Source organism: Nocardia mikamii NBRC 108933, assembly GCF_001613505.1.
Lineage (GTDB): Bacteria > Actinomycetota > Actinomycetes > Mycobacteriales > Mycobacteriaceae > Nocardia > Nocardia mikamii.
In genome coordinates this window covers 41125-64714 of sequence record NZ_BDCM01000027.1, presented here as the reverse complement: position 1 = coordinate 64714, position 23590 = coordinate 41125, and the positions used below count along the sequence as shown (strand labels likewise).

The window sequence follows — 23590 nt, the reverse complement described above, 5'->3', positions numbered from 1 at the left end:
GACGCCTGCGCTGGTGTTGCAGCTGTGTCGAGCCGGGACTCAGAGCAGGCCGAGCTGTGGTCCGGGGTGGCGGGATGCGGCAGCGGCGAGTTCGGCGGTTAATGCGTTCGGCATCCGGAGCCCGTTGGTGTGATGCGTCATGAGCCACTTTTGTGTGACTTTCCGGCGTCCTTCGGCCGTTCTGGCCGTACGGAACTCATCGGTTGATGCGAGTGATTCCGCCAGCTTGTCGAGTCGGCTCTCGAGGTCATCAACCAGTGCATAGCTCTGCTGTTGGAGCAGGTTCTGAGCGCGCTGGATAATGCTTATGGTCTTCCAGGGACTGTCGGTATCTTGCAGCGCCGCTACGGCGGGAAGCGCATGAGCAGCAGCTTCGTGTTCCTGTCTAGTGCGACCGCGCCGGAATGCTGGATCCGACGCAAGGGTCTCGGCGAGTGCGCTGTCTGCTTCGTCGTCGTTGGGACGGGCCGGAGGGGCTGTCGTCATGGTTGCGACGGTGTCGGCGATTTCTTCGAAGTCATCGATCCAGGAGGCTCCACAAGCCCAGGTATGAGCGATGCCGGCGTGTGCGAATCCGAGTTCGATCCGGCAGGTGAATCCGTTGATCTTCCGGAGGGCCGCCAGAAGCGAGTTCCACGCCTGGTTGTCTTCAGGTGCAACGTCATGGTCTCGAATGCTGGCGATGATCGGTGCGGTGTCCGCAAGTTCGCGATCCAGGTACATCATCCTGGCGTTGACGGAGGCAGCGAGGTCAACGACGCCACTGGCGTTCATCATCGGATCGAGAACGATCCCGCTGGACTCGATCCTCGCCGGCACAACCGTTAAACCACAACTGCGCGAAGCGCGTTCGATCTCGTCCACCGAGTTTCGGAGTGCGTCCTCGGTTGTCGCAGCCAACTCGACTGCGATATCAGCAAGATGGTCCAGGGACATGCCGGGCACAGTAGACGGCACCACCGACAAGGAACATCAACCATTTAGGGAGGCCCGCAGCGCAAGACGGGTAAGTGACCTCTTCGGAAGAATTTGGTCTGTGTCTTCGTGTCACCACTTGGTCTCCAGCCGCTCGTGGTCGCAGCGGTCCCCAACCCGCCAGACTCACGGCGGGCGTGTCAGTAATGTCAGCATCTCGCGGGGTGGGCAAGATTATCTATGACAGTGCGAAGACGGGTATTTCGTTGACGCTGAGCGTTTTTCGGGCAGACCATGACAGCTATGGATGTCAGCAATAGCCGCGCTGAAGCGCCTCGTCTGCCGCAGTTCCGGGTCACGCTGAACGCGCGCTGCGGCCGTGCTTGTTTCTTTTGCCGTCCGTCCGGCGAAGCGGTTGCGACTGCTCCGGGTAGCGAGCTCGCAGTCGATGATCTGATTGCTGTCGCTGCCCAAGTGCGTGCTGTCGGGATCGACAGCATCAAGCTGACCGGCGGCGATCCGGCGTTGTACGAGCCGCTGGAGGTCGCGGTGCGCCGCCTGCACCGGGAGGTCGGCTTTTCCGAGATCGAGATCATTTCGCGGCACCCGCGTATCGGTGAGCGCGCTGAACGCCTGGCGTCTCTGGGGGTCACGCAGTTCAACATGAGTATCGACACCCTGGACCCGCACCTGCACAGCGAGCTGTGCGGTGTGGACGATTTGCCGCAGGTGATCGGTGCGTTGCAGCGCTGCGTGCAGACTGGTGTGCCGGTGAAGGTGAACACCGTCGTGATGGGTGGTATCAACGATGAGGAGGTGGCTTCGCTGGCGGATTTCTGCTCCCGCAACGGGATTCGGACGTTGAAGCTGCTCGATGTCATCAAGGATCTGGATGAAGGAGCGGAGAGCTTCGCTCGCCGTTTGGCGATCCGACGTGGCAAGACGCTCCGCGACCTGTACACGCCTTTGGAGGTGTTCGCCGAGCGCTTTGCCGCAGTGGCGGTGAAGCAGGAGGTCATCACCCAGGGCGGCCTCGGACACCCCATGACTGCCATTACGTTGCCGACTGGCCTCCGGCTGATGCTCAAGGACAGCAAGGCCGGCGCCTGGTACGGCCCAGTGTGCAACGGCTGCCCGTTCTATCCCTGCCACGACGCTCTGATGGCGTTGCGTCTCACCGCGGATCTGCGGTTGCAGTACTGCCTGTTGCGCCAGGACAACACGGTGGACCTCGCCGGGCTGGTCACAGACGAGGACCGGTTGCGCGACTGTGTTCACGGCGCTATAGCGCCGTACACCCAGGCAGAATTCCGGACGTCGGCACGGCTGTCGCTGGAGGTGGGGGCATGATGAGTCTTCTCGGGCTACCCGCCGCACGACCGTTGGTGATCCTGTTGTATCCCAAGGTTGACCACGAGAAGGATTACGTCTACTTCTGGATGCCGTTCTCACTGCTTACGATCGCCAAGCCGCTGATGGACGAGGGCCTGGCAGACGTGGTGCTGTTCGACGGCAACCAGCAGGACATGGCTGGCTGGGAGCGCTTCCTTGATGAATACCTCGACCGGGCGCTGTGTATCGGGGTGAGCATCATGACCGGTGGCGGGCAGATCGGCCACGCTCTCGAATTGGTGCGCGCGGCAAAGCAACGAGCCCACTGCCCTCCAGTGGTATTCGGCGGTCCCCATGTCAACGTGCTGCCCGACCAGACGGCGCGACACGAGATGGTCGACGCCGTGCTGGTCGGGCCGGGCCAGAACGCGCTACCCGCCTTCGTGACAGCGCTTCGAGCCAACACTGCCTGGGAAGATGTGCCCGGTCTAGTTGCCTGTCGTGGCCGTGACTTGGTCCGGGGGCCGGTCAATCCGCCTCGCACCGGTCTGATGGGGCACTACCCGTGGCACCTGTTGGATGTCGAGAACTACGTTCGTGACGATCCAACCGTGGCCCCACGGACGCTGAACTACATCAGCTCGCAAGGGTGTGTCTACAAGTGCCAGTTTTGCTATGAGCTGACCTACCAACGCAAATACCGTGCGATGGCTGCTGATGGGCTGGTCGCCGACATCGACGACCTGCGCCGCCGTTTCTCCTTGAGCGGAATCAAGTTCTACGACGCCGACTGGTTCGTCAACCTGCGTCGTGCCGCCGCATTCTGTGAGGGCGTCATCGACGGCGAGCTGGACATCCGGTGGGCGGCATCGATCAATCCGAACGACATCTTGAAGGCGCGCCGGGCGCGTATTCCGCTGCTGCGACTGGTCGCTGACAGTGGAGGCTCGCGCCTGCTGATGGGCATCGAATCCGGCAACGACCGCGTGCTCCGCGAGGTGGTGCGAAAGGAAGTCACCCGCGACCAAATCCTCGATGTCACTGCGGATATCGCCGCGCATGGGCTGCTCGGGTCCTACACGTTCATCGTGGGCTTTCCCGGCGAACGTGAAGATGAGGTAGACGACACCTACGCCCTGATAGACCAGTTGCGGCAGCTCGATCCGACGCCGGAAACCCGCGTGCACCTGTTCGCGCCATACCCAGGCACACCACTCTACGAGGATGCCGTGCGAGCCGGTTTCGAACCACCCAGCAGCCTGGAGGGCTGGTCGCACTTCGACTACTACGATTCGCAAACGCCGTGGACATCGGCGGCTACAGTGGCGCGAGCGCGTGCCGCCACACAAATGCGCCTCACCCCCACAGCCTCGATCACTGTTGACCGCCTGTAGGGCCCTAGTTCGCTGTCCTATCGACCATCATCCTGGAGGAAACCACCTATGGCTGAGGCCATCCGTCCCCCCGCGCTCAAGCCCGGTGACCGCATCGGCGTCGTCACCTCGTCGGCGCCGGAGCCCTTCACCGACGCCGACTGGTTCGAACGCGGCCTGACCGCACTCAAAGCCGCGGGCTTCGACGTGGTGGTCTCCGAGACGGCCAGGCAGGAATTCGGGTACCGGGCCGCGCCCGAACAGCCGATCCTCGCCGATCTCCACGCCTTCATCCGAGACTCGACCATCAAAGGCATCGTCTTTGCCGGCGGAGGCAAGAACTCGAACCGGCTACTCGGCGGCTTGGACTACACCACACTGGGTCGGCATCCGAAAGTTATTGTCGGCGTGAGCGATCCGACAGCGATTCTGAACGCCATCACCGCCCAGACCGGCCTGGTCACCTTCCACGGCCCCTCGGTGGTCTGGGACTGGGGCAGTCCCGAACCGGACCAGCTGACCGTGCAGCATTTCGTGCGGATGGTCGGCGGCGAGGCGGCGGCCGGTCTCCTCAAGGATGCACCGGTCACTGTATTGCGGCCGGGCACCGCAGAGGGCCCGCTCGTTGCCGGATGCTTGTCGGCGGTGCGCAACCTTCTCGGCACACCGTACGAACCGAGTTGGGACGGAGCGGTTTTCGCGTGGGAAGACGTGGGCAAGCCGATCGAGCAGCTTGATGCCACGCTGACGCATTTCCGGGATCTGGGTGTGCTGGACCGGATTTCCGGCATGGTGGTCGGTGAGTTGGTGAACTGTGAGAACTCCCGAGGCTGGGGTGCCACGGCGATGTTGCACGACCTGGCTGACAGCTACGACTTCCCGATCCTGACCGGCCTGCCGTTCGGTCACACCAGCACCAAATACACCCTGCCCATCGGCGCGCGGGTACAGATCGACACCAACAGCCGGGCACCGCTACAGGTGGTCGGGCCATGGGCCAGCGAATAACCAGGCAGCACACACGGGGGTATTAGTCGTGACCGTTCTCACCAGCAGCGACCGACGTCGGTATGGCCAGTTCCTGCACCAGCACGAGCAAGAGCGCGAGCTGGCCACTCGACGCTTGCTCTTCATCCAGGCCCTGCGGGACTACCTGCGCTCCGCCGGCTACCACGAGACACCCGTGCCGGTCCTGACCCGGTATCCGGAATCGGCACCGATCGGGCAGTTCGAAACCCACGATCCGGTCACCGGCGAGGGTTACTACTTGCGCCACTCGCCCGAGGAATTCCTGCGCCGCCTGATGGTGGCCTTCGACCGGGTCTTCGACCTCGGCCCTGTAATGCGCGCCGAGACACCGGACTCCATGCACGCCACCGAGTTCGTGATGCTCCAAACCGCAGCCAACAACCTCGACCTCCCAGGCGGTGTGCGTCTGGCGATCGGGCTGGTGCAGAGCGCAATTCAGTCCGCGTTCGGCACGCAACACGCCGGACACGCCGATCTGAGCCACGTCACCATCCAGCGCTTCAACGAGGCCGTCGCCGAGCAGCTCGGACTGGATACCGAGCTGCCCGACGTCGAGCTATTGCCTACCGCCCGCAAGTGGCTGGCCGCCCACGGGCACAGCAGTGACGGCGCGGACTGGGAAGTGGCCGAAGCGTTCATGAAGCACGCTATCGAGCTACGGCTCCGCACACCAACGGTGCTGACCGACTTCCCCGCTGTGCTCAAGCACAACAGCCAGCTCGATCCTGAAACCGGCCGTGCACAACGGTTCTCCCTGATCGTCAACGGCATCGAATGCGCCGACGGCGGGCTAAAGCTGCGCACCGCTGCGGACTATCGGCCAATGGTCGACACCAACGCCCAGCTGCGTGCCGAGCTGTTCGGCACCACGATTGACGACGGCCCCTCGGACTTCTATGCCGACGTCGACACCGCCCCGTGCGACGTGGTCACCTTCGGCCTCGGCATCGACCGGGTGCTGGCGGTGTTCACCGGCCGCTCGATCCACGACTTGCAACTGTTCCCCTTCCACTAGGAGACCTGAAATGGACCAGTACCGCGCAGTGGTCATCCGTGAGAGCCTCGCCGGTGGCGAACTGCCAGCCGGCCTGGTGACGTCCGAGGGCCGGGAGTACCCGCACCTGCTGGACGAGGCCACACCGATCCACATCATCGAATTCACAGTCGCCGCCGTCACGGCCCTCCAGGTCGCTGTACAGCTGTCCGAGTCGCTGTTGCCGCAGAAGTACTACGCCCATCTGGTGCGCGATGGTGACATGCTGATCGCCTTCCCGAACACCGTTGTCCGCCTGCACCGCAACGACGCAGCGGGCGAGCGCAACGCCCAGGCCATCGGGCGGGTGTTCGCGATCCCGGACGAGCAGATGCGCTTCCTCGAGATGTTTGCCGTCGACCATCCTGACGCACCGGCACTCGCGGCCGAGTGACCGACGACCGCCTCGCCGTTGTCGCCGGAGCCAGCGGGGCTATCGGGCGCACGGTCGCCGAACAGTTGGCCGCCGCGGGCTGGTCGGTGCTTGCTACCTACCGCACGCGAACGCCGAAGCCGATCATGGGCGTCACCTGGATTCGCTTCGACGGTGCCAGCGACGAGGGCACCGAGCAGCTCCGCTCGGCGGTACAGGCGGACCCACGGATGCTGTCGGCCGTTCTCTGCTGTATCGGCGCACCGTCGTCCAAGCGCCGCGTCGGCGAGACCGATCCCGGTGAGTTCGATGCGGTGTTCGCGCACAACGTCACTGCGGTGGTGCGGCTCTGGCAGACGGTCGGTGAGGCGGCGCGGGCGGGAAGCGCTGGGGTGGTGGTGCTGGGCTCCAGTACCACCGACACTCTGCGCCCTGGCAACGGCGCGTACAGCGCCGCCAAAGCTGCGGCCGAGGCCCTGGTCGCCACGCTCGCGCGTGAAGAGGCCGAGCACGGGGTTCGGGTAAGCCTCGTCGCGCCGTCGCTGGTGGAATCGTCGCTGGCCGAATCCATCCTGGCGCTCAAGGGTGTCACCGATCCGCAAGAGTACTACCGGTCGCTTCCCTGGGGCCGGGCGCTGTCGCCGAGCGAAGTGGCGGCAGTTGCCATCGAGATCGCGACCCAGCCACACTGGCGCTATGCAAGTGGTCAGGTGGTGCGGCTCGCGGTGCGTGGTGAATGACCACGACTAAACGCCACGCTCGCCACGTGGGCATCGTCCACCTGTTGCGCTCCCGCGAATGGGTCTCGGCCGCCGCCCTGGCGCAACGCTTCGAAGTGGCCCAGCGCACCATCTACCGCGATATCGAGGAACTCACCGCCGCCGGTATCCCCATCGAATCCGTACCCGGCCCTGATGGCGGCTACCGGCTGGCCTCGGATCAGCCGCTGGCCTCGCTAACCCTGGATGCCGACGAAGCTCTCAAGCTGTACGTGGTCAGCATGCTTGACCAGCCCCGCACCACGGAGTCCAACACCGGTATCGACGGCTTGACCAACGCCTACTCCCGCGAAGCACTGCGACGCCTGGCTCAACGTATCTACTTCGACACTGCCGACTGGTACTGGCGAGACGAAGGGTCCGGCCACTTGCCGGTCCTCCGGCAGGCCCTGCTGACAGGCACCGCGGTCAAGCTCAGCACTCGCGTCAAAGGAACCACCGAGCCGGTCATCAGCATCGTCAAGCCCTACGGCATTGTCTGGAAATCCGGCGAGTGGTTTCTCGTCGCCGCGCCGATCGATGAAACGGTTACGCGCTACCGGTTGAATCTGGTCGACCAGCTCGGCCCCACCGATCTGCGCTTCGCCTACCCCGAGCTGTTCAATCTGCAGGACTGGTGGGCGGCCGAGATGGAGGCGTACGGCAAAGGCGATGTGCTCGTGCAGCTGCGGGTCGCGCCGAACGCCCGCGACGAACTGTCCAGGCTCACACTGAAAACCAGCTCGAAAGTCACCAGCACGCCAGACGGCGGCTTGATCATCCAGCTGTACGTCGACCGCTGGGAATGGCTGATCCCGCTCGTCACCAGCTACGGTGCCGACGTCCTGGTCGAGACACCGACACCGCTGCGACACGCCATTACCGCGCATCTGACGCGCGCACTCGACGCCTACGCCAAGGAGGCTTTCTCCGAAGCCAACGGCTCCCAGCGGAGCACTTCTGACTACCGTAATGACGATTCCCGACTCCGCTCCACACGCGGGCGCGCTTCGATCGGAGACAACACGTGAACGATATCCGCCAGCTGTGCCCCGTCGACACCCTCCGGTTCTCCGTGACGCAACCATTCAACTTCCGCTATTCGGTATGGAAGCCTTCTCATTTCGCCACCGGCCTCGAACGCCACAGCCAGGAGGTCAGCTGGCGTACCTTCCGTGTCGGTGAGCATGTCTGTGGCGTGATCATGCACATGGCCGATCCAGACACCCTGCAAGCCGATGTCTTCGGTGAGAACGGCTGGTCGGAGGCAGATCGGGAACGCTTGGAAGCCAGGATCATTCACTCCTACGGCCTGAACGAAGACCTCTCCGCCTTCGTTGCCCATGCCGAGCGGGTGCCAGAGATGCGAGAGTCGCTCACCGCGCTGGCAGGGATGCGCCAGAGCTGTCCGGAAAACCTCTTCGAAATCGCCGTCATCTCCCTGCTTCTGCAAAACGCCACAGTCGCTCGCACTACCCAGATGATGACCAACCTGCTCGACCACTACGGCCAGATCGCCGAGTTCGGCGGTGTCACCCTGAAGACGTTCTTCACCCCGGCCGAGATCGCCGGCATCGACGAATCCGTGTTCCGCGAGCGCGACCGACTCGGCTACCGCGCCAAGTACATCGGCCGCTTCGCCGAGTTCTTTACCACGCACGACCCCGACAAGGTCGACCACGCCTCCAAGGCCGAGCTGATGACGGAGTTCCAGAGAATCAAGGGGGTCGGGCCGTACACAGCAGCGATCATCGCCGGATCGGTCGTGCGAGATCCATCTGCGCTTGGCCTCGACGTCTGGAACCGCAAAATCCTCGCCCAGCGATTCCTTCATGCCGACGACGCCGAAGCCTCAGTCGTCCAAGCCAAGATGACCGAACTCTTTCCCGGATACGAAGGACTCGCCGGCTTGTACGTGATCGAGGATGTCTACCGGAAGCGCGCGGTAGTGCCGCTGATCGAGAACGACGCAGATTGTCGCGGTAGCCGTGGAGGGGAGGCACCTCCAGTCGCTTCATAGCGTCTCACTTGCACGGGATTAGGGACACCTGCAAATGGTTTGCTGGTGCCCGCCACGGGGTCGAGGCGGTGAGAGTCATCGTTCCGATTTGAGAGGGTTGGTTCGGATCGGCGATGGCCACGCGGAGCGGGAACAGCGCGCCTTCGATGCGCGCGGCCCACATTCGCGCAAACTCTGGTGCTTTGGACAGCTCGGCAATCAGGTTGGCTCGTGCTGGCTCGGGCACGATCCCGCGTGAAAGGTAGTGCAGCGCGTAGCTGCATACTGTCGCCACCAGGTGCCATGTGTCGCCCGCGAACACCGTCCGCGCTATCGGATCGCAGAACAGCCACCGGAGCAGGTTGCCAGCTTCATCGAGTCGCGGAAGTATCTGTATCGCAGCCTCGTTGAGCACGTGGACGTCGAATAGTCCGGGAGTCAGCAACATTGCAGGGTACTGGAGGGCAGCCAAAACTTCCCGCATATGGGCTGGCGGCGGGCCCGAGTCGGGCACAGTCTGTGCTGGGTCCTCGTTGCGTAGGATCAGCTCACGGAGATGGTCGTACACCTCGGCGGGCAGCCCGAGTGGCGCGGCGAGGGCCCCCAGCGTTCGCACGTACACCGGTCGCTGCCCGCGCAGCATTTTGCCGATGTGGTCTTTGGACATTGACGTGTGTTCCGCCAGTTCCGATTGTGTGATCTGGCGTCCCAATGTCGCGAAGCCGTGATAGACCCTGTGTTCCTCGAGTTCCGCGGCGACGACGCGATCCAACGCGGCCTCGCCGAGCCGGCCGCTCGCGACGTCGAGCCGGTCGTCCTGCGTTACCGGGCGACGGGCTGCGGAGGGGGCGAGTCCTGGGTTCACCGGTGACAACTGCAGGCCGCTGCTTGTGAGATACGGCGTTATGCCCTCCCGGGTCGGTGGCTGGCCTCTGCCTCGCCATGGCCCATCCTCCGCCCACGGTGCCCGGTTCCGATCTCCCGTTCCAACCCGACGCACGTCACGGCCTGCCCGGAGCGTTTCGCTGCAAGCCTTCCTGCCCCCGCCTGGACCGATCGCCTCTGCCATTGCTCTGGACATGTGCCAGGCTCTCCTCTAGTTCCTGAATCGGCTCCAACGGCGGTGAATGACGGTGGCGAGCTGGAGCACACCCCGGGGTTCCGCTCCGTGACAACGGTGGGAGTCCTTCTTCGTACCTGTCTGATCTCGTTGTGAATCTCGTTGGCCCGCAGTAGTTCCAGGGCACCCACGGTGCGAGTCTCATAGCAACGCCTTGCGGGCCGGCCGGACCTTGCCGGCCGCCACCAGTACGTGGTAGGCGGCTGCTTTGCAGAAGCAGTCGTCGCAACTGCAGGATCGGTGCAGGCGGACTGCGGACCCCGCCTCTGCCGTCGTAAGTCTGTGATTCGGGGCGGCATGGCTCAGAATGTGCGGCGAAATGGATTGGTATGCAGTCGCTTTCGGCTCGATAGGTGCTCGGGACAGTGTTTCGGTTTTCGTGGTCGATGCCCAAGCGAGGCCGAGGAACACCGGGCTGATCGTCGCGAGAATCGCGGCGACCGCCGACACCACCTGCCACCCTGACATCGCGATCACCACCGTTCCACTGACCAGGTGCAGGCTCTGTGCCGTGGAGCTGAGGAGCTGGATCCCGTCCCGGTGGCATCGGCTGTGCCGAAGACGGGGGCGAAACCGGTGGTGCAGGGCCACACTTGCGCAGGGGACAAGGTGACGACTGCACACTCGCGGCGCACCGCCTCCAAGCCGTCGCGCTCCCGAAGATCACCGGCTTGGAGGTGGAGACGGCATGGAACGATCACCGCATCGGCGCCCCGGCTGCGTACCCGGCCCAGCAGGCACTCGACGGGATCGGTGCTGTCGGTGTCGCCTCCCGGTTGGAGACGCAGCATGTCGGCTACCCGCCACTGGTACTGGTCCGCGGTCGCTTGGATGGCGTGAAGGTCGGCCGAGGTAACCGCGCTCGCGATCGCCTGGTTCCTGCATGCATGCAGATCCGGCCGAATCAGCCCGATCACGACTGGGTGCGACCGTCGGGCTCTGAGAGCCCGCAGCGGCTGCGGGTGCGGCGGGGCGCACGACCGGATCAGGTCGGCCGTTTGCGCATCGGAGTAACCGTGTTCGATTGGCGTGGCAGGTGCGTCGATGTTGCGCGAGCCTCCGGGCGCGGGGGTGCGAGGCTCGACATGTGTGATCATGTCAGCATCGCTTCTTTGAGGGCGGTGGCGAGCAGGTCCTGGCGAGCGGGGAATCGCAGCGCGATATGGCCGTCCGGTCGGATCAGGCACAGCGTGTCGTCGGCGGGGTGGCCGTATCGGTCGTGTACTCGGGCATCGTGCGCGACCAGGGCGCCGGCGGCAGCGTCAGGCCGTAGTTCGGGTGCGGTGATCACTGTGGTTCGCAGCAGATGGCGATAGGGCGAGGTGGCCTCGGCGACATCGGTGGCGACTGTCGAGTTCCGGCGTCGATGCAGCACCAGGAGGGTGTAGTCGGGATGAGAAAGCAGCTCGTGCACCCCGGTCGCCGGCGTCACGAGAATGTCCGGGGCGCGGTCGCCAGCGGTGAGACCGTCGAGTCGCGGCAGCCCCGGCGGCGAGGTGATCACGTCGCGGTAGTGGTGGGTCAACCCTGCGATTCGTTGAGCAGCTCGGTGGTGGAAGCCGGGCTGCTGCCGGATTACTTCGAGGCGTTCGGCGATCGAATTGCCGTGCGCCATCATTATTTGATGCAACATGCTGCTGGCCTCGCCCACCTGCTCGGCGATCGGAAGCCGCTCGGCTTGGTAGGTGTCGAGCAGCGTTTCCGGTGCGCGCCCGCTGGCGACTGCCGCCAGTTTCCAGCCGAGGTTCTGTGCGTCTTGAATGCAGTTGTTCATTCCCAGTCCGGCGGCGGGTGAGCCGATGTGTACCGCGTCGCCGGCGAGGATGAGACGCCCGCGCCGGTACTCCCGTGCTTGGCGTCGCCAGATGGGATATTCGGTGTTCCATGTCGGGATGCCGAGATGTGCGCCGGGGAGCCAGTCGTCGACGACGGGCTGAAATCTGTGTTGTGCGGCAATAGGATCGGGTGCCGGGTTGGCCACGGGGGTGGCGCGCATGTCGCTGATCAACGCGCGGTAGCCGGTGGGGAGCTTCGTGGTGAGCAGCATGTGGTCCGCGTCGACGAAGTAGTGGATCTCGTCGTCGCTGACCGGGTAGCGATCGATCTGCACGTCCATCATCCGGAACTGCAAGCCGACGTACTCATCGCCTTCGAACTCGATTCCCGTGAGGGATCGGACGGTGCTGCGCAGCCCGTCGCATCCGACCAGCCAATCCGGATGCATCTCCCTGCGGCAACGACCACTGCCAGTACGGTCGAAGACGGCGGTAATGCGGCCATCCCCGTTGGTGGTGACAGATTCCAGCTTGGTGTTCCACTCGATTGTGCCGCCGAGCGCTTGGAATTCTTCTCGCAGCGCGGCTTCGGTGTCCTGCTGCTCGATGATGAGGATCATCGGATACGGGGTTTCCAGCGCCGTGAAGTCCAGGTGCTCGGCATCGGGCACGCCGCGAAAGTGGAAAGCCATCCCTCGGTGTCGGATGCCGCGCTCGAGGAAGCGCTCGACGCATCGTGCCCGCGCGAAACCCTCCAACGTCCTCGCATGAAGGGTGAACGCTCGGGAGGTATCAGAGGAACGGGGCCGCTTCTCGAAGACCTTGCACTCGACCCCCCGAGACAATAATTCGATCCCGACTGTCAGACCGGTGGGACCGGCACCCACAATGGCGATCGGATCACGCGAAACAGGTTTGGACATGGGGGAACCCTTCGTGCTGTGCCGAAAATCCGGCAGCATGGCGAATAGGCAGGACCGGACACCACGCGGTGGCGATCCGAACATCTGGATACAGCAGTGCTCGCACGGCTCTCTCCGCCGGAGAAAGCGTTGGAACGGGACAACACGACTGTCACATATTCGCGCGGCATCCGAATCGGTACATACCCATATGCCGACCTGAACAGTACTTACCCACGACCCTGTCGGTGGAGATAAAACTGGCCCTCAACCTGGTAGTTGTTCTGCCGGTGCGCCCGGTTCCTTCTATGTGAATATAAATGGAGAAGCCCATGCATTCTGTCGGCCGCGAGCCGTGCGAATGGTTCGCGTGGGTACATACTTGTGGATAGACATGCAAGTCATCCGCATAACCAGGACAAAGGCTCAGCTGCATACGGCACTGCGCCCTGTGCAGCGCGAGCGAGGCTCTGCTGTTACCGGAGTCTGCGTTGCTGTGGCCGGAGATGATCCGGCACGAATTCGGCGATGCGATGGCGGCTCCGGATGCCGAGTTTGTCGAGAACTGAAGATATTTGTCGGTCGACGGTCCTGACAGACGTTTGGCGGTGCCTGGCTATCTTGACATTCGAATTCCCCGCTGCTGCCAGAACGGCGACCTCTTGCTCGGTGGCGCTGAGCTTCTCCCAGGGCGCCGCCACGTATTTGAGCGGGCTGTTTGGTGCTGTTCGTCCGCCGTTGCGGGCGACCTCGCTAGGCGACGGGTCGACGGTGAAGACAGGTTCTCCGAGCGCAAGCCGGTGTACGTCATTGGTGTGGGGGTCGAGTTCAGCGCCGCGGGCCATCTCGGCCGCGAACTGCTCGTCGCCGAGTACAGCGCGCGCTGATGTCTCGGCCTGGAGAGACATCTTGGCGAAGCATCCCATGCTTGTGATGTCGACGCCGAGGTGGCGGCGCAGGGTTTCGGTGCCGCCCAGAATCTGCGCGATCTCGTTGGCTAGCTTCCAATCTCGATCGGGATCGTCGCCGACGATCATGCGTTCCAGCGCCCAGGTCCGCAGGACAGCGCTCCACATCGCGCCCCACTGGTCGCCGAACGCCAGCTGATAGGACAGTGTGTCGCGCAGCACCGCAGCTGCTTCGTGCGGGTCGCCGTGTTTGGTCAACGTGACGGCCCAGGCCAGCTTCACCCACGACGTTGCCCAGGTCGCTCCCGATGCTTCTGCGTGGTCGACAGCGCAGCGGGCGATCTGGTGAGCCTCCGCGGCCGATCCGAGCAGCGCGGCGGCCAGAGCGCCGAACATCCCTGCGAACACCTCTGCGGGGTCGCCGACGTCGTGGAACTTCACACGCGCCCGCCGTATGACGAGGATGGCTCGTTCGTCTTCGTCGGAGAGGAAGAGCCTGGTGCCCTCCGCGAGTTCGATGATGGGCGGCAGGCCGCGATCCAGTTCGGGGTGGTTCAACCAGTCGGTACTGTCCGAGAGATGGTGTGAGATCACCTCATTGAGCAGGCTCGTAGCTTCCGGCCCCTGGCCTGACCGTATGGCCAGCCATGCCAGCGCGGCTTTCAGTTCGATCTGTAGGTCGACGGGTTGCGGTGTCAGTGCACGACTGGCGTCCAGACACCTTTCGGACAGGCTGCGGATGTCGCGGATCGACCCTCGCACGAAGGGGACGCGCAGGGTGATCAGGCCCCGGCATATCTCCAGACCGGCGGCGGCCTCGCCCTCGACGGTGATACTGGTCTCGATCGCCGCCACGATATTGCCCCACGCCGACCGTGCCCACTGCACAAGTTCACGTTCGTGCGCGCTGAACCAATTGTGTGCGGCCTGTGCCACTCGGTCTCGGTAGTAGGCGAGGTGTCGTCGAGCCAACCGCGTGGGTTCGCAGGGGCCGTTGTCGCGCAGCCGGTCCCATGCGTACACCCGCAACGTCTCGGGCATCGAGTACCGCTGGCCGCTCGCGGTGATATGGATCGTGACCAGCGATTTGTCGGCGAGGCTTTCCAGCAACCCAGTAATCTCCCGTGTGGACAGCCTCACCTGTTCCTCGTCACCGCTGTCCTCGTTCGGGTGCTCATCGTCGGTCGGGTGCTCGTCGTCGCTGCACACCGCGATGACCGCGTCGAGGCCGGCACCCGCATCCGCGGCATCATCGGTGTCGTCGAGGTTGATGTCACCTGCTGGCGCGAACGCTGACAGCCGTGTGAACAGCAGTTTTTCCTTCTCGCTGCACAGCTGGTAGCTCCAGGCGATGACGTTGGTGATTCCGAGGTGCCGGGCATCGGCGCCTGCACGCGCTCCGGTCGTCCACTCCAGCCGCTTGTCGTCCGCGCGGCCGGTGAGCTCATTGCAGAGATCGGTCAAAGCCTGATACCGCAGCCGTCCGACCGCCAGTTGGATGTACAACGGGTGGTATTGGATGTGTTTGCAGATCTCGGCCGCAGTCGCGGTGTCTTGCGCGCTCCACTCCACAGCCCGGCCGATCAGTTCGGTGCGTTGGCGAAACATCATCAGAGCATCGGAGGCCGACAACTGCCGAACCACGTGCAGATATTCGTCGCGCCAGGCCACCGGGCTGCGACTGGTGGCCATGATGACCAGGTTCGGCAGCCGGTCGAGTAGCCGCTCGATCAGAGTGCGCAGAGCATCGAGGACGTGCTCACCGTTGTCGAGCACGAGCAGCACACGGTCACTGCGCGCCGCCCCGTCGACTCCGCGCAGGGACGCTTCCAGCGCGTCGAAGGTCGGGCGATTGGAGAAATCGGCCGAGATCACCGCAGAGGCAGTGGCCCGTTCCACCTGGACGTACTCTGCGTCCATTGGGAGTCGTGCGAGCGGTACCCAGTGCACCCGAAGCCCCTGAGCCTTGACCCGGCGAACCGCCTCGTCGGCGAGCCGCGTCTTCCCGATTCCCCCGGGCCCCGCCAAGGTGATCAGCCGATGCGGCCCCGATGTCAGCAAAGTGCTGACGAGTTCGAGTTCATCTTCGCGGCCGACGAAGCCATGCGTCGGCGCCGGTACCGTACCGAGTGCTTTCCCCCCGGGTTTGATCATGTCGGCAACTATATCGCGAAAAAGGGGCGCGCGGTCTCCACGGCAGGCTCCGCACGCCGTGGGTAGGTAGGTTTTTGGGTATATACCCATCACGTCGCAACCTCTAATGGGTATAGCGAAAAGTCGCCCCGCATTCGACGCTCCATTCCGCTTCCCGTGGATTGGTGCGGACGGCTCGAAAATCCCTGACACGCTGCGACTTCAGCGTCTCCTATCCGTTGGTCCGTCCCTTCGCGGCGCGCATCTATGGCGCATCCGCAGCATTGATTTCCGCCGTGGGTAGGTGGGTTTTTGGGTATGTACAACCGGTTCCGGTGACGCCGTCGAATCTGGCACTCTTTTGACTGAATTCCAGGTAATTCCAATTTTGCGCAGGCGACGCTACTAATGCCAGGCCCCAGTTGTGCATTTTGGGGCTCCGATAAATGGAGTAACGTTACATTGACATGCCCGATTGTCCATGGCTCGCCCGTCGACACCGGCGACGACCGCCGCGTCCCGATCCACGACGAACAGTTTCGACGAGATCCGCACGCGGTCTACCGAGCACTGCGGCAGCAGTACGGCACGCTGGCGCCAGTCGAGCTGGCGCCCGGCGTCCCGGCGACCCTCGTTCTCGGCTACCACACGGCCGTGCGGATCCTCCACGATCCCGAGCACTTTCCGGCCGACCCCAGATACTGGCAGCAAACCATTCCCGAGGACTGCTCCCTGCGGCCGATGATGGAGTGGCACCCAGCCGCGCGATACACGACCGGTCCCGAGCACACTCGTTATCGCCAACCCTCCGTCGCCGCCATCGAACGTGTCGATCTGCATGCCATGCACGCACGAATCGAGCGCCTCGCCGGCCCACTGATCGCGACTTTCCGGCCAGTTGGCAATGCCGACTTGGTGTCTCAATACGCCTACCCCCTGGTTTTCTCCGTGCTGACCGAACTCATTGCGGGCGCCGACGAGAGCCACTCAGGCAAACTCGACCATCAGGTCGCCGCGGGCACGGCAGCCCGGTTCGACAGCGACGCGACTGCGCGGGCCGGTGTGAACACGCTCACCGAAGCACTGGCCGAGCTTGTCTCACTCAAGCATGACCAACTCGGCGACGACATCACCTCGTGGCTGATACAGCATCCGGCCCGGCTCGACGACCACGAGATGATCGCCCAGCTGATGAGCTTCTACGGCGCCGGCCTGGAAGCGGTGCCGGATCTCATCTGCAACGCCCTCCGGCTGATGTGCACCGACGACCGATTCGGGGGCAGCTTGCTCGGTGGAAGCCTGCAAACCCGCGACGCTCTCGACGAGGTCCTGTTCAAGGACCCGCCGATGGCCAACTTCTCCATCACCTACCCACGGCAGCCGATCTTCGTCGACACCACATGGCTGCCCGCACACCAGCCGGTCGTCATCAGCATCGCCGCCTGCAACAACGACCCCACCATCAGCACCAATGATGCCGACCTCGCAGGTAATCGCTCGCACCTGGCTTTCGGCACCGGCCCACACGCCTGCCCGGCCAGAAACGCGGCATACCTGATCGCGCAGGACGCAATCGACTACCTGCTCGATCTCATACCAGATATCCAGCTGGCGGTGCCCACTGAGGAGCTGCAGTACAGGCCGGGCCCGTTCCACCGATCCCTTGCCGCGCTACCAGTCGCTTTTCCACCCGACAACCGATACGCCCCGCCGCCACCGCAGAGAGCTGAATTCCCGACTTTCCCATGGACGAGAGGGTGACCATGCACACCGGACGACCCAGCGAAACCGCCGCAGCCATGGCGCACATCAGAGCCAAGTACTCGAAACTGCACCCAGAGATCCTGACCGACCCACTCGCTGAGCGGATACTCTGCGCCCCCGTCCTCGACGAAACCGTGCTCGACCGCGGACTTGCCACCGACGTAGCCGAGCGCCGCGGCCTGTATGTGCTCGCGCGCTCCCGGTTCGCCGACGACCGCATCACCGCCGCCATCGCCAAGGGAGTCGATCAGGTCGTGATCCTCGGCGCCGGCCTCGACACCACTGCCTACCGCGGAACCCACGACGCACGATTCTTCGAGGTCGACCACCCCGATACCCAGCACTGGAAACGACAACTTCTCACCGAAGCCTCAATCCCCATCCCGGACAACCTCACCTTCGTACCGATCGACTTCGAACAAGCCACGCTGGCAGGCGAATTGGCCAAAGCAGGACTGGACCGGACCCGCCCCGCTGTTTACATCGCGCTCGGCGTGACCCCGTACCTCTCCAAACCAGCGCTCGACGACATGCTCCGCTACATCACCGACCACAACGGCGGCGAAGCCGTTCTCGACTACTTCTACCCACCCGACGAGGCCACAGCGGACCAGCTGCAGATGCGTGCGGAAAGCACTGCGCGACTGGGGGAGCCGTGGCTGTCCTGCTTTATTGCCGACGAATTCCACGACATTCTCCGGTCTTACGGCTGCCACATCGAAGACCACTCCGCATCAGACCTCGTGGCAACCTATGGTGCACCCAGAAACGGTCGCGCAACCGTTGCGGGACCACACGTGGTCCATCTTCGGAAACGGCCGGATCTACTGCAGAACTAGCAGCATGGCAGTGTCAACTTGTTGCCTGCTCTGCTGCGGGTACGGTGGTTCGCATGATTTCGGCTGTCGTGTTCGACGTTGGTGAAACGCTTGTCGATGAGACCCGTGAATACGGCACGTGGGCGGATTGGCTCGGGGTGCCTCGTCATACTTTCGCGGCGGTCTTCGGGGCGACGATCGCGAGTGGCCAGGACTATCTTCAGACCTTCCAGGTTTTCAAGCCAGGGTTCGACCTTGCCGCCGAGCGTCAGGCGCGTGCGGACGCTGGACAGCCGGAGCGCTACGGGGAGGACGACCTCTACCCAGATGTCCGGCCCGCGCTCTCGAAGCTACGGGACTTGGGTGTCTGGGTAGGGATCGTCGGCAACCAGACGGTCCGGTCGGGGCAGATTCTGCGAAGCCTCGACCTTCCGACGGACTTCATCGCCACGTCCGATGACTGGGGTGTCCACAAGCCGGCGCCGGAGTTCTTCGACAAGGTTGTTCAAGCCGCGCCCTGTGCGGCTGACCAGATCGTTTACGTCGGTGACAGGATCGACAACGATGTGGCGCCAGCCAAGCGCGCCGGGATGCGGACCGCCTACATACAGCGCGGCCCTTGGGGGTGGATCCTTCGCGATAGTGAAGAGGTCGCGAATCTTTCCGATTGGCGAATCCGCGACCTCAACGAGCTGTCTGAAATTGTTGCGGCAGAGAACGTCTCACCTTAGCCGAGCGACGAGTTGACCGTAGTGTGCCACTCGTAGAGGCGATCATCCAACGCTCGGACGGCAGGCAGTGAATCCCATTCACGTAGCGACTGCCGCACGGACTTGACTCGGTCCATCGCGGTCGCGTACCAGTTCTTGCCCAGAAGATCCAGGGCCTCTTTGAGGTACTCACATGCCGCCTCAGGCGTGCGCTCGAGAACGGCTGCGGCTGCGATGTCCGCGAGGTAGATGGTCCGCTGCTTTATCGACTCTTCAGGAAGCTCGTTAAGTGCCTGTTCGAGGGCTTGCCGCGCCTCGCGTCCACGTCCCGCGATCAACAACGTATTGCCCCGGAAACCTGCGAGGCGCGCGGAGGAGAACCAGTCGAGCCAAGCAGGGGATGGGTTCGAATCAGGCGCATAGTCGCTCAGAGTCTGCTCCGCGTGGTGGATGAGATTCAGCGCGCGGCGTGGATCGGCGAAGCGAGCTTCGACTTCAGCTTCGACGGCATCGAGCCAGGCGAGCATCTCGGCGCTCGCATCGCCTCGACGTGCAAAAGCGCGGGCCGCCCGCACCTTATCTCGCGCTTCATCGGCTCTGGTTGCGTCGCCGGAAAAGGCCGGAGCGAACGCCATATGCGCCAAGGCGGCTGCTCCGAGCAGTGAATCATCCCCTTGATGGGCGGCTTGGAGAGCTAGAACGAAGCTTCGTTGAGCCAGGTCTGGTTGCTGAAGATCGAAGAACTCCAGTCGGCCGGCGAGCAGTGCCGATTCTGCCACTGCCCGCGCCAGGAATTCCTTCGCCGTCCCGTGTATCTGGCCCAAAAGGTCGGCACCAAGTACGGCATGTTCGGCAACCGAGCGGTGCAGCCGAGCCGCCGGAACCGACCAATAGAGGTGCCTGTGAGCGACGGTGACCGACATGAAGTCGTTCGACACAGAGGGCGGGAGAGCCGCGTCAGATCCCCCGAGGTGACGGCTGGCCCAAGTTGACGGTCTTTTGGTGCCCCGTGCGTCTGGTCGCTCACTCTCGGACGAGTCGGACCATGGTGGTGTAAAGCCCAGTTCAGAGACCTGCCGCTTGAACAGAGCTTCTAATGCGGTTGCGTGCTCCGGATGAGGCCAGGGAGGCTCGGCGGACTCCCATCGGCGCACAGTCCGTGCGTTGATCGAGACGCGTAAGCCTATGGTTCGCGCTGTCTCGTTCAACGCCTCTGCGAGCGCCGCTTGGGAACGGAACCCGAGCGCCTGTCGGGCTGCGCGAAGTGCGGCGTTTCCGGGTGCTGTCATGCGTCCAATTTAGTCCCTAAGAAGGGCGTGAACCACGCCATCGGGAGGAAATGACCTATCAGTGTCCTCTTGTATGGCCTTTTTTGAGACGAGGTTCAAGGTGAACCTCAGTCTGGCTCGTTTTCCCGAAGACGCGCCCCACCGTGCGGTTCGAATACGCCTGCCCTGGCGCGGAGTACTCGACAGCGAGGTGTGAAGGCGATCGAGGTTCGGTTCCGAGTGGAAGGAATGCCGAACTGTCGTAGTCCCGGCAGCGCGCTGGCGCGATCACGGGAGAGTGCGGAAAGGAGACGCGGTGTACGGGGTGATGAATCACGATCCTGTGCCAGTGATGACAGTGGGCTTTGCGCACGTCATTATGCAGGTCCACAGCGACTGTGCGGTGTCTATTTGTCCGGTGAAGCAGCAGGCGAAGCAACGGCTGATCGAGTCCAAACATGTTGTGCCGGACAGCAGCTGGGCGTGACAAGTTATGGCCGACAATCCTCTCGCTCTCGAATTGCCGCTGCTGCGTGCGGATCGAGCCGGACTCGGTCGGTCGGTGGCAGGTGGAGATCACCGAGCAGGTCGGATCCGAAACCACCGCTGTCACCAAGCAACTCATCATCACCACGACGGTCGACGGTCGGACACTGATCGCCACGATCGTCGCCCCATAAATGTGAAGTGTGACTCGAAACTGTTTATTGGCAACATATTTGGAGAAGAACATGGCTGTCGATGTGGCATCGCCGCGCCCGGAATTCGTGGCGTGGCGGGGGAATCCGTCGAGCGAATTGCAGCAGCAGACGGGGCAACTAGAGACCGATGCGGTCGTGGTGCGATGGTTCGACCCGAGCGTCGTACCGGGGTTGTTGCAAACCCGCGACTACGCCCGCGCGGTCCTGGACGTCTGCGTCGGCGAGGATGATGTTCAGGCTGCGTTGGAGCAGCGGCTGGCGCGGCAGCGACGCTGGCGCGTGTCCGAGGTTCGCACGCATTTCGTGCTCGGTGAGCAGGCGCTGCACACGATCGTCGGTGACGCGGAGACCACCCGCACGCAACTGGAGATGCTGCTGCGCCCGTTGCCGTCGAACTCGACTCTGGGCATCCTGCCCCGGAATACGCAATTTCACACCGCGTCAACGAATTTCGTCATCTATGACCACGATCAGACCGTTGTGGAGACAGTGACCGGCAGTTTGCAAGTCAATGATCCTGCCGATATCGGGGATTACCTGGCGGTGTTCGACATCCTGACCGAGCGTGCGGTCCAGGGCACAGATGCCCATGCGCTCATCCGCCACGCCATCACCGCCCACGAATGATCGGCCCGGCTCCGACGCCGGTCGAAGTCCGTGCCTGCCTACTTTCCGATCGAGGAATCTCAACATGTCCACCGTTCTCACCGGCCCGAGCACTCTGCCGGAGCAGCCTTCTCCCAGTGGTTTTCGAACGACGCGGGAGTACGAGAGATGCCTGTACGACGAGTTGTTCGGCACTTGCTTCTATGAGGCGCGAACTCGCGCCCTGACGATCCGTACCCACAGGGTGCGGGCGATCATGGCCCCAGAAGACCTCGCGGAGGCTGCCGTGGGGCGGTTGCACGGGTATCTGCCGATCGTTACCCTGGTCCACCGCTCCGGGCCCGGCGTCTGGGTGTTTCTGACGCGCCCGCCGGCCTCCGGTGACGACCTGCTCGGGTTGGCCAGGCGTGCCAAGACCAGGTCGATCGTCACGGTCGGTCCGGGAGCCGAGCTCGCGTTGCCCACTCCTGGTGTATCGCGGCGCCGGTGGCGCGGGCCCGCGCCGATTGCCGCCACCACGGTCGATGAGTTCCCTGCCTACGCCGAGGTGATCGGAGCGCTCACCCATGACGTGTAACCCGCCCCGGCCACGCCTGCAGCCACTACGGGCGTCCCTGGACACGCCGAGTGTGGTGTTCACCGATATCGGTGGCGATGTCGACGACGCCGCAGCGCTGGTGTTGATGGCGGTCACCGACCCGCAGCTGGCGCTGGTGGTCACCGTCGATGAGTTCCCGGACGGTCGGCGAGCTAAGCTGGCTCGTCATCTGCTGGACTTGCTGGGCCGCAATGATGTTCGTGTGGTCGCGGGGCTTTCGCTCGGTGCATCGGGGTATTGGGCCGCCGATGGCCTGTTCCCGGCCGACATCGACCTCCCGCACGTCGACCTCTACGACGTCATGAGCGAACTGTGCGAGGCAGGCGCGAAATCGGTGCGCTGCCTGAGCCTGGGGCCGCTGACCGATATCGCGCGGCTGCTGATCGCCGACACCCATCGGACCGCGCCGCTGGGCCTCCAACGTCTACTGCGCGTCACGGCGATGGGCGGCGCACTCCAGTACCGCAAACCCGAACGGGCCGAGCACAACTGGCGAATGAACCCAGCGGCGGTGCAAACAGTTCTGGCCGAAGTCGAGCATGTCGCGCTGGTGCTGTCGGACCATACCTTCGTCGACGAGATCGCGGTATCTGCGTCCTCGCCGATCTATCGGTTCCTGAACTCGCGGCCCGAGAGGTGGGCGCAGTTGCTGCGCGCGCACTACGACCAGTTCTTCGCCCGCTTCTACCCCGCCAGCAAGCTCCACGACGCGGTCGCCGCCAGTCTCATCCTGGGCAAGTCATTCGTCCAAGGCGAACAATTCGAGTTCTGCGTGGCTCGCGACGCACGTATGCAACCCGGCGCCGGCACACAGGCGTGGCTGTCCACCAGTGTGGACTGCCCCGCATTCATGGCCTGGGTCAGCGAAACGCTGCGGTCCGCGCTTGCACGACAGGCTGATGCGCAGGTCATCCGACAGCATCCGTCCGATCATGTTGGAAGCCTGTCGTGACTGCGCCCAGCTCCAAGCCGGGCGGGGTAGCGGCTTCCTGTTTGCTCGTCTGCCGAGCAATTCGTCAACCAGCCGCCGGCCCCTTCGTACTTCACCACCGTCCACGGTGGAGCTGGCGCGCCCGGTGTCGAGCCGACTCTGGTGCAGGGCCCACCTCATCGAAACACCGTCAGTAGTAATGAACAGGGAGCAGAGATGGCAGGTTGGGACCAGCTGTTCATCGCGCAGCGCGAGCTGCGACGAGGGTCCGGGTCGCCGATCGTGGTTTCGATCGGCCTGCCGTACAAGGTTGATTCATCCACCTGGCGCGCTCCGGTGCGGATCGAGGGCATACAAGACGACGATCCGTTCGATGAGGCCGCGTCGGGCAGTGATTCAGTCGAAGCTCTGATCAACTGCCTGAAATTGATTGCAGCAGTGACGGATTCATGGAACGTCGACAACTCGATCACGTGGAACGACAAGACCGACCTGGGATTCTCGCCGTCGTAACCGAACACCGTGACAACCACGCCCTCGCCCG

General features: G+C 63.7%; 23 protein-coding genes. 17 read left to right on the top strand and 6 right to left on the bottom strand.

Annotated elements, in window-relative coordinates; translation table 11 throughout:
* Positions 1-39 precede the first annotated feature (39 nt).
* Complete coding sequence (locus NMI01S_RS32475) at positions 40-936, bottom strand: hypothetical protein (protein WP_104363970.1); 897 nt, start codon at positions 934-936, stop codon at positions 40-42.
* 282 nt (positions 937-1218) lie between these two features.
* Here NMI01S_RS32475 and NMI01S_RS32470 point away from each other — a divergent pair, with 282 nt between their 5' ends.
* The 8 genes from NMI01S_RS32470 to NMI01S_RS32435 are packed head-to-tail and all read left to right on the top strand — an operon-like array spanning position 1219 to position 8833.
* Positions 1219-2265 carry a radical SAM protein gene (locus NMI01S_RS32470; protein WP_167669977.1) on the top strand — a complete coding sequence of 349 codons (1047 nt, stop codon included), beginning with the start codon at positions 1219-1221 and terminating at the stop codon, positions 2263-2265.
* Positions 2262-3641, top strand: a complete 1380-nt coding sequence (locus NMI01S_RS32465; RefSeq protein WP_084513450.1) for a B12-binding domain-containing radical SAM protein — start codon at positions 2262-2264, stop codon at positions 3639-3641. Before NMI01S_RS32470 ends, NMI01S_RS32465 begins: the two co-directional genes overlap by 4 nt.
* Positions 3642-3689: 48 nt before the next feature.
* On the top strand, positions 3690-4628 hold the full coding sequence (locus tag NMI01S_RS32460; protein ID WP_063002565.1) for a S66 peptidase family protein: 939 nt from the start codon (positions 3690-3692) through the stop codon (positions 4626-4628).
* Positions 4629-4656: 28 nt separating this feature from the next.
* Positions 4657-5664 carry an amino acid--tRNA ligase-related protein gene (locus NMI01S_RS32455; protein ID WP_063002564.1) on the top strand — a complete coding sequence of 336 codons (1008 nt, stop codon included), beginning with the start codon at positions 4657-4659 and terminating at the stop codon, positions 5662-5664.
* A 10-nt stretch (positions 5665-5674) separates the two neighbouring features.
* The gene (locus tag NMI01S_RS32450; protein ID WP_063002563.1) at positions 5675-6076 is read left to right on the top strand and encodes a hypothetical protein; all 402 of its coding nucleotides are present in this window, start codon (positions 5675-5677) and stop codon (positions 6074-6076) included.
* Complete coding sequence (locus tag NMI01S_RS32445) at positions 6073-6795, top strand: SDR family oxidoreductase (RefSeq protein WP_063002562.1); 723 nt, start codon at positions 6073-6075, stop codon at positions 6793-6795. The genes NMI01S_RS32450 and NMI01S_RS32445 overlap by 4 nt, the downstream gene beginning before the upstream one ends.
* Before the next feature lie 26 nt (positions 6796-6821).
* On the top strand, positions 6822-7844 hold the full coding sequence (locus NMI01S_RS32440; protein WP_063002561.1) for a helix-turn-helix transcriptional regulator: 1023 nt from the start codon (positions 6822-6824) through the stop codon (positions 7842-7844).
* Positions 7841-8833 carry a DNA-3-methyladenine glycosylase family protein gene (locus NMI01S_RS32435; RefSeq protein WP_063002560.1) on the top strand — a complete coding sequence of 331 codons (993 nt, stop codon included), beginning with the start codon at positions 7841-7843 and terminating at the stop codon, positions 8831-8833. Before NMI01S_RS32440 ends, NMI01S_RS32435 begins: the two co-directional genes overlap by 4 nt.
* A 4-nt stretch (positions 8834-8837) precedes the next feature.
* Here NMI01S_RS32435 and NMI01S_RS32430 read toward each other — a convergent pair whose 3' ends face one another.
* The 4 genes from NMI01S_RS32430 to NMI01S_RS32415 form a co-directional block, all read right to left on the bottom strand.
* Positions 8838-9677 carry an MmyB family transcriptional regulator gene (locus NMI01S_RS32430; protein ID WP_157126484.1) on the bottom strand — a complete coding sequence of 280 codons (840 nt, stop codon included), beginning with the start codon at positions 9675-9677 and terminating at the stop codon, positions 8838-8840.
* A 396-nt stretch (positions 9678-10073) separates the two neighbouring features.
* Positions 10074-10412: a hypothetical protein gene (locus NMI01S_RS35210; protein ID WP_157126483.1), complete on the bottom strand. Its 339-nt coding sequence runs from the start codon at positions 10410-10412 to the stop codon at positions 10074-10076.
* Positions 10413-11025: 613 nt separating this feature from the next.
* Positions 11026-12630 (bottom strand): FAD-dependent monooxygenase, encoded by a 1605-nt coding sequence (locus NMI01S_RS32420; protein ID WP_167669976.1) that lies wholly within the window; start codon positions 12628-12630, stop codon positions 11026-11028.
* A gap of 455 nt (positions 12631-13085) precedes the next feature.
* Entirely contained in the window at positions 13086-15761 is a 2676-nt protein-coding gene (locus NMI01S_RS32415) for a helix-turn-helix transcriptional regulator (RefSeq protein WP_084513447.1), read from the bottom strand.
* A gap of 351 nt (positions 15762-16112) precedes the next feature.
* Here NMI01S_RS32415 and NMI01S_RS32410 point away from each other — a divergent pair, with 351 nt between their 5' ends.
* From NMI01S_RS32410 to NMI01S_RS32400, 3 genes are read left to right on the top strand one after another with little or no spacing between them, the layout of a single operon-like run.
* Positions 16113-17411 (top strand): cytochrome P450 family protein, encoded by a 1299-nt coding sequence (locus tag NMI01S_RS32410; RefSeq protein ID WP_245717126.1) that lies wholly within the window; start codon positions 16113-16115, stop codon positions 17409-17411.
* Positions 17412-17413: 2 nt separating this feature from the next.
* Positions 17414-18253 (top strand): class I SAM-dependent methyltransferase, encoded by an 840-nt coding sequence (locus NMI01S_RS32405; RefSeq protein ID WP_063920939.1) that lies wholly within the window; start codon positions 17414-17416, stop codon positions 18251-18253.
* 53 nt (positions 18254-18306) lie between these two features.
* On the top strand, positions 18307-18963 hold the full coding sequence (locus tag NMI01S_RS32400; RefSeq protein WP_063002553.1) for an HAD family hydrolase: 657 nt from the start codon (positions 18307-18309) through the stop codon (positions 18961-18963).
* Here the strand turns inward: NMI01S_RS32400 and NMI01S_RS32395 are convergent.
* Positions 18960-20231, bottom strand: coding sequence for an NsdA family TPR-like regulatory protein (locus NMI01S_RS32395; protein WP_063002552.1), 1272 nt, complete (start codon positions 20229-20231; stop codon positions 18960-18962). The two genes, NMI01S_RS32400 and NMI01S_RS32395, sit on opposite strands and share 4 nt — an antisense overlap.
* Before the next feature lie 295 nt (positions 20232-20526).
* Between NMI01S_RS32395 and NMI01S_RS35495 the strand changes: the two genes are divergently transcribed.
* The 6 genes from NMI01S_RS35495 to NMI01S_RS32375 all read left to right on the top strand — a co-directional run bounded on the left by NMI01S_RS35495 (position 20527) and on the right by NMI01S_RS32375 (position 23559).
* On the top strand, positions 20527-20697 hold the full coding sequence (locus NMI01S_RS35495; RefSeq protein WP_167669974.1) for a hypothetical protein: 171 nt from the start codon (positions 20527-20529) through the stop codon (positions 20695-20697).
* The gene (locus NMI01S_RS36645; RefSeq protein ID WP_501193600.1) at positions 20669-20890 is read left to right on the top strand and encodes a DUF8176 domain-containing protein; all 222 of its coding nucleotides are present in this window, start codon (positions 20669-20671) and stop codon (positions 20888-20890) included. The genes NMI01S_RS35495 and NMI01S_RS36645 overlap by 29 nt, the downstream gene beginning before the upstream one ends.
* Positions 20891-20941: 51 nt before the next feature.
* Positions 20942-21538, top strand: coding sequence for a DUF5753 domain-containing protein (locus NMI01S_RS32390; protein WP_063002551.1), 597 nt, complete (start codon positions 20942-20944; stop codon positions 21536-21538).
* Positions 21539-21602: 64 nt separating this feature from the next.
* Complete coding sequence (locus tag NMI01S_RS32385) at positions 21603-22094, top strand: hypothetical protein (protein ID WP_063002550.1); 492 nt, start codon at positions 21603-21605, stop codon at positions 22092-22094.
* Positions 22095-22146: 52 nt separating this feature from the next.
* A complete protein-coding gene (locus tag NMI01S_RS32380) occupies positions 22147-23067 on the top strand; it encodes a nucleoside hydrolase (RefSeq protein ID WP_063002549.1) in 921 nt (306 codons plus the stop codon).
* A gap of 195 nt (positions 23068-23262) precedes the next feature.
* Positions 23263-23559 (top strand): DUF6968 family protein, encoded by a 297-nt coding sequence (locus NMI01S_RS32375; RefSeq protein ID WP_063002548.1) that lies wholly within the window; start codon positions 23263-23265, stop codon positions 23557-23559.
* Positions 23560-23590: the final 31 nt, after the last annotated feature.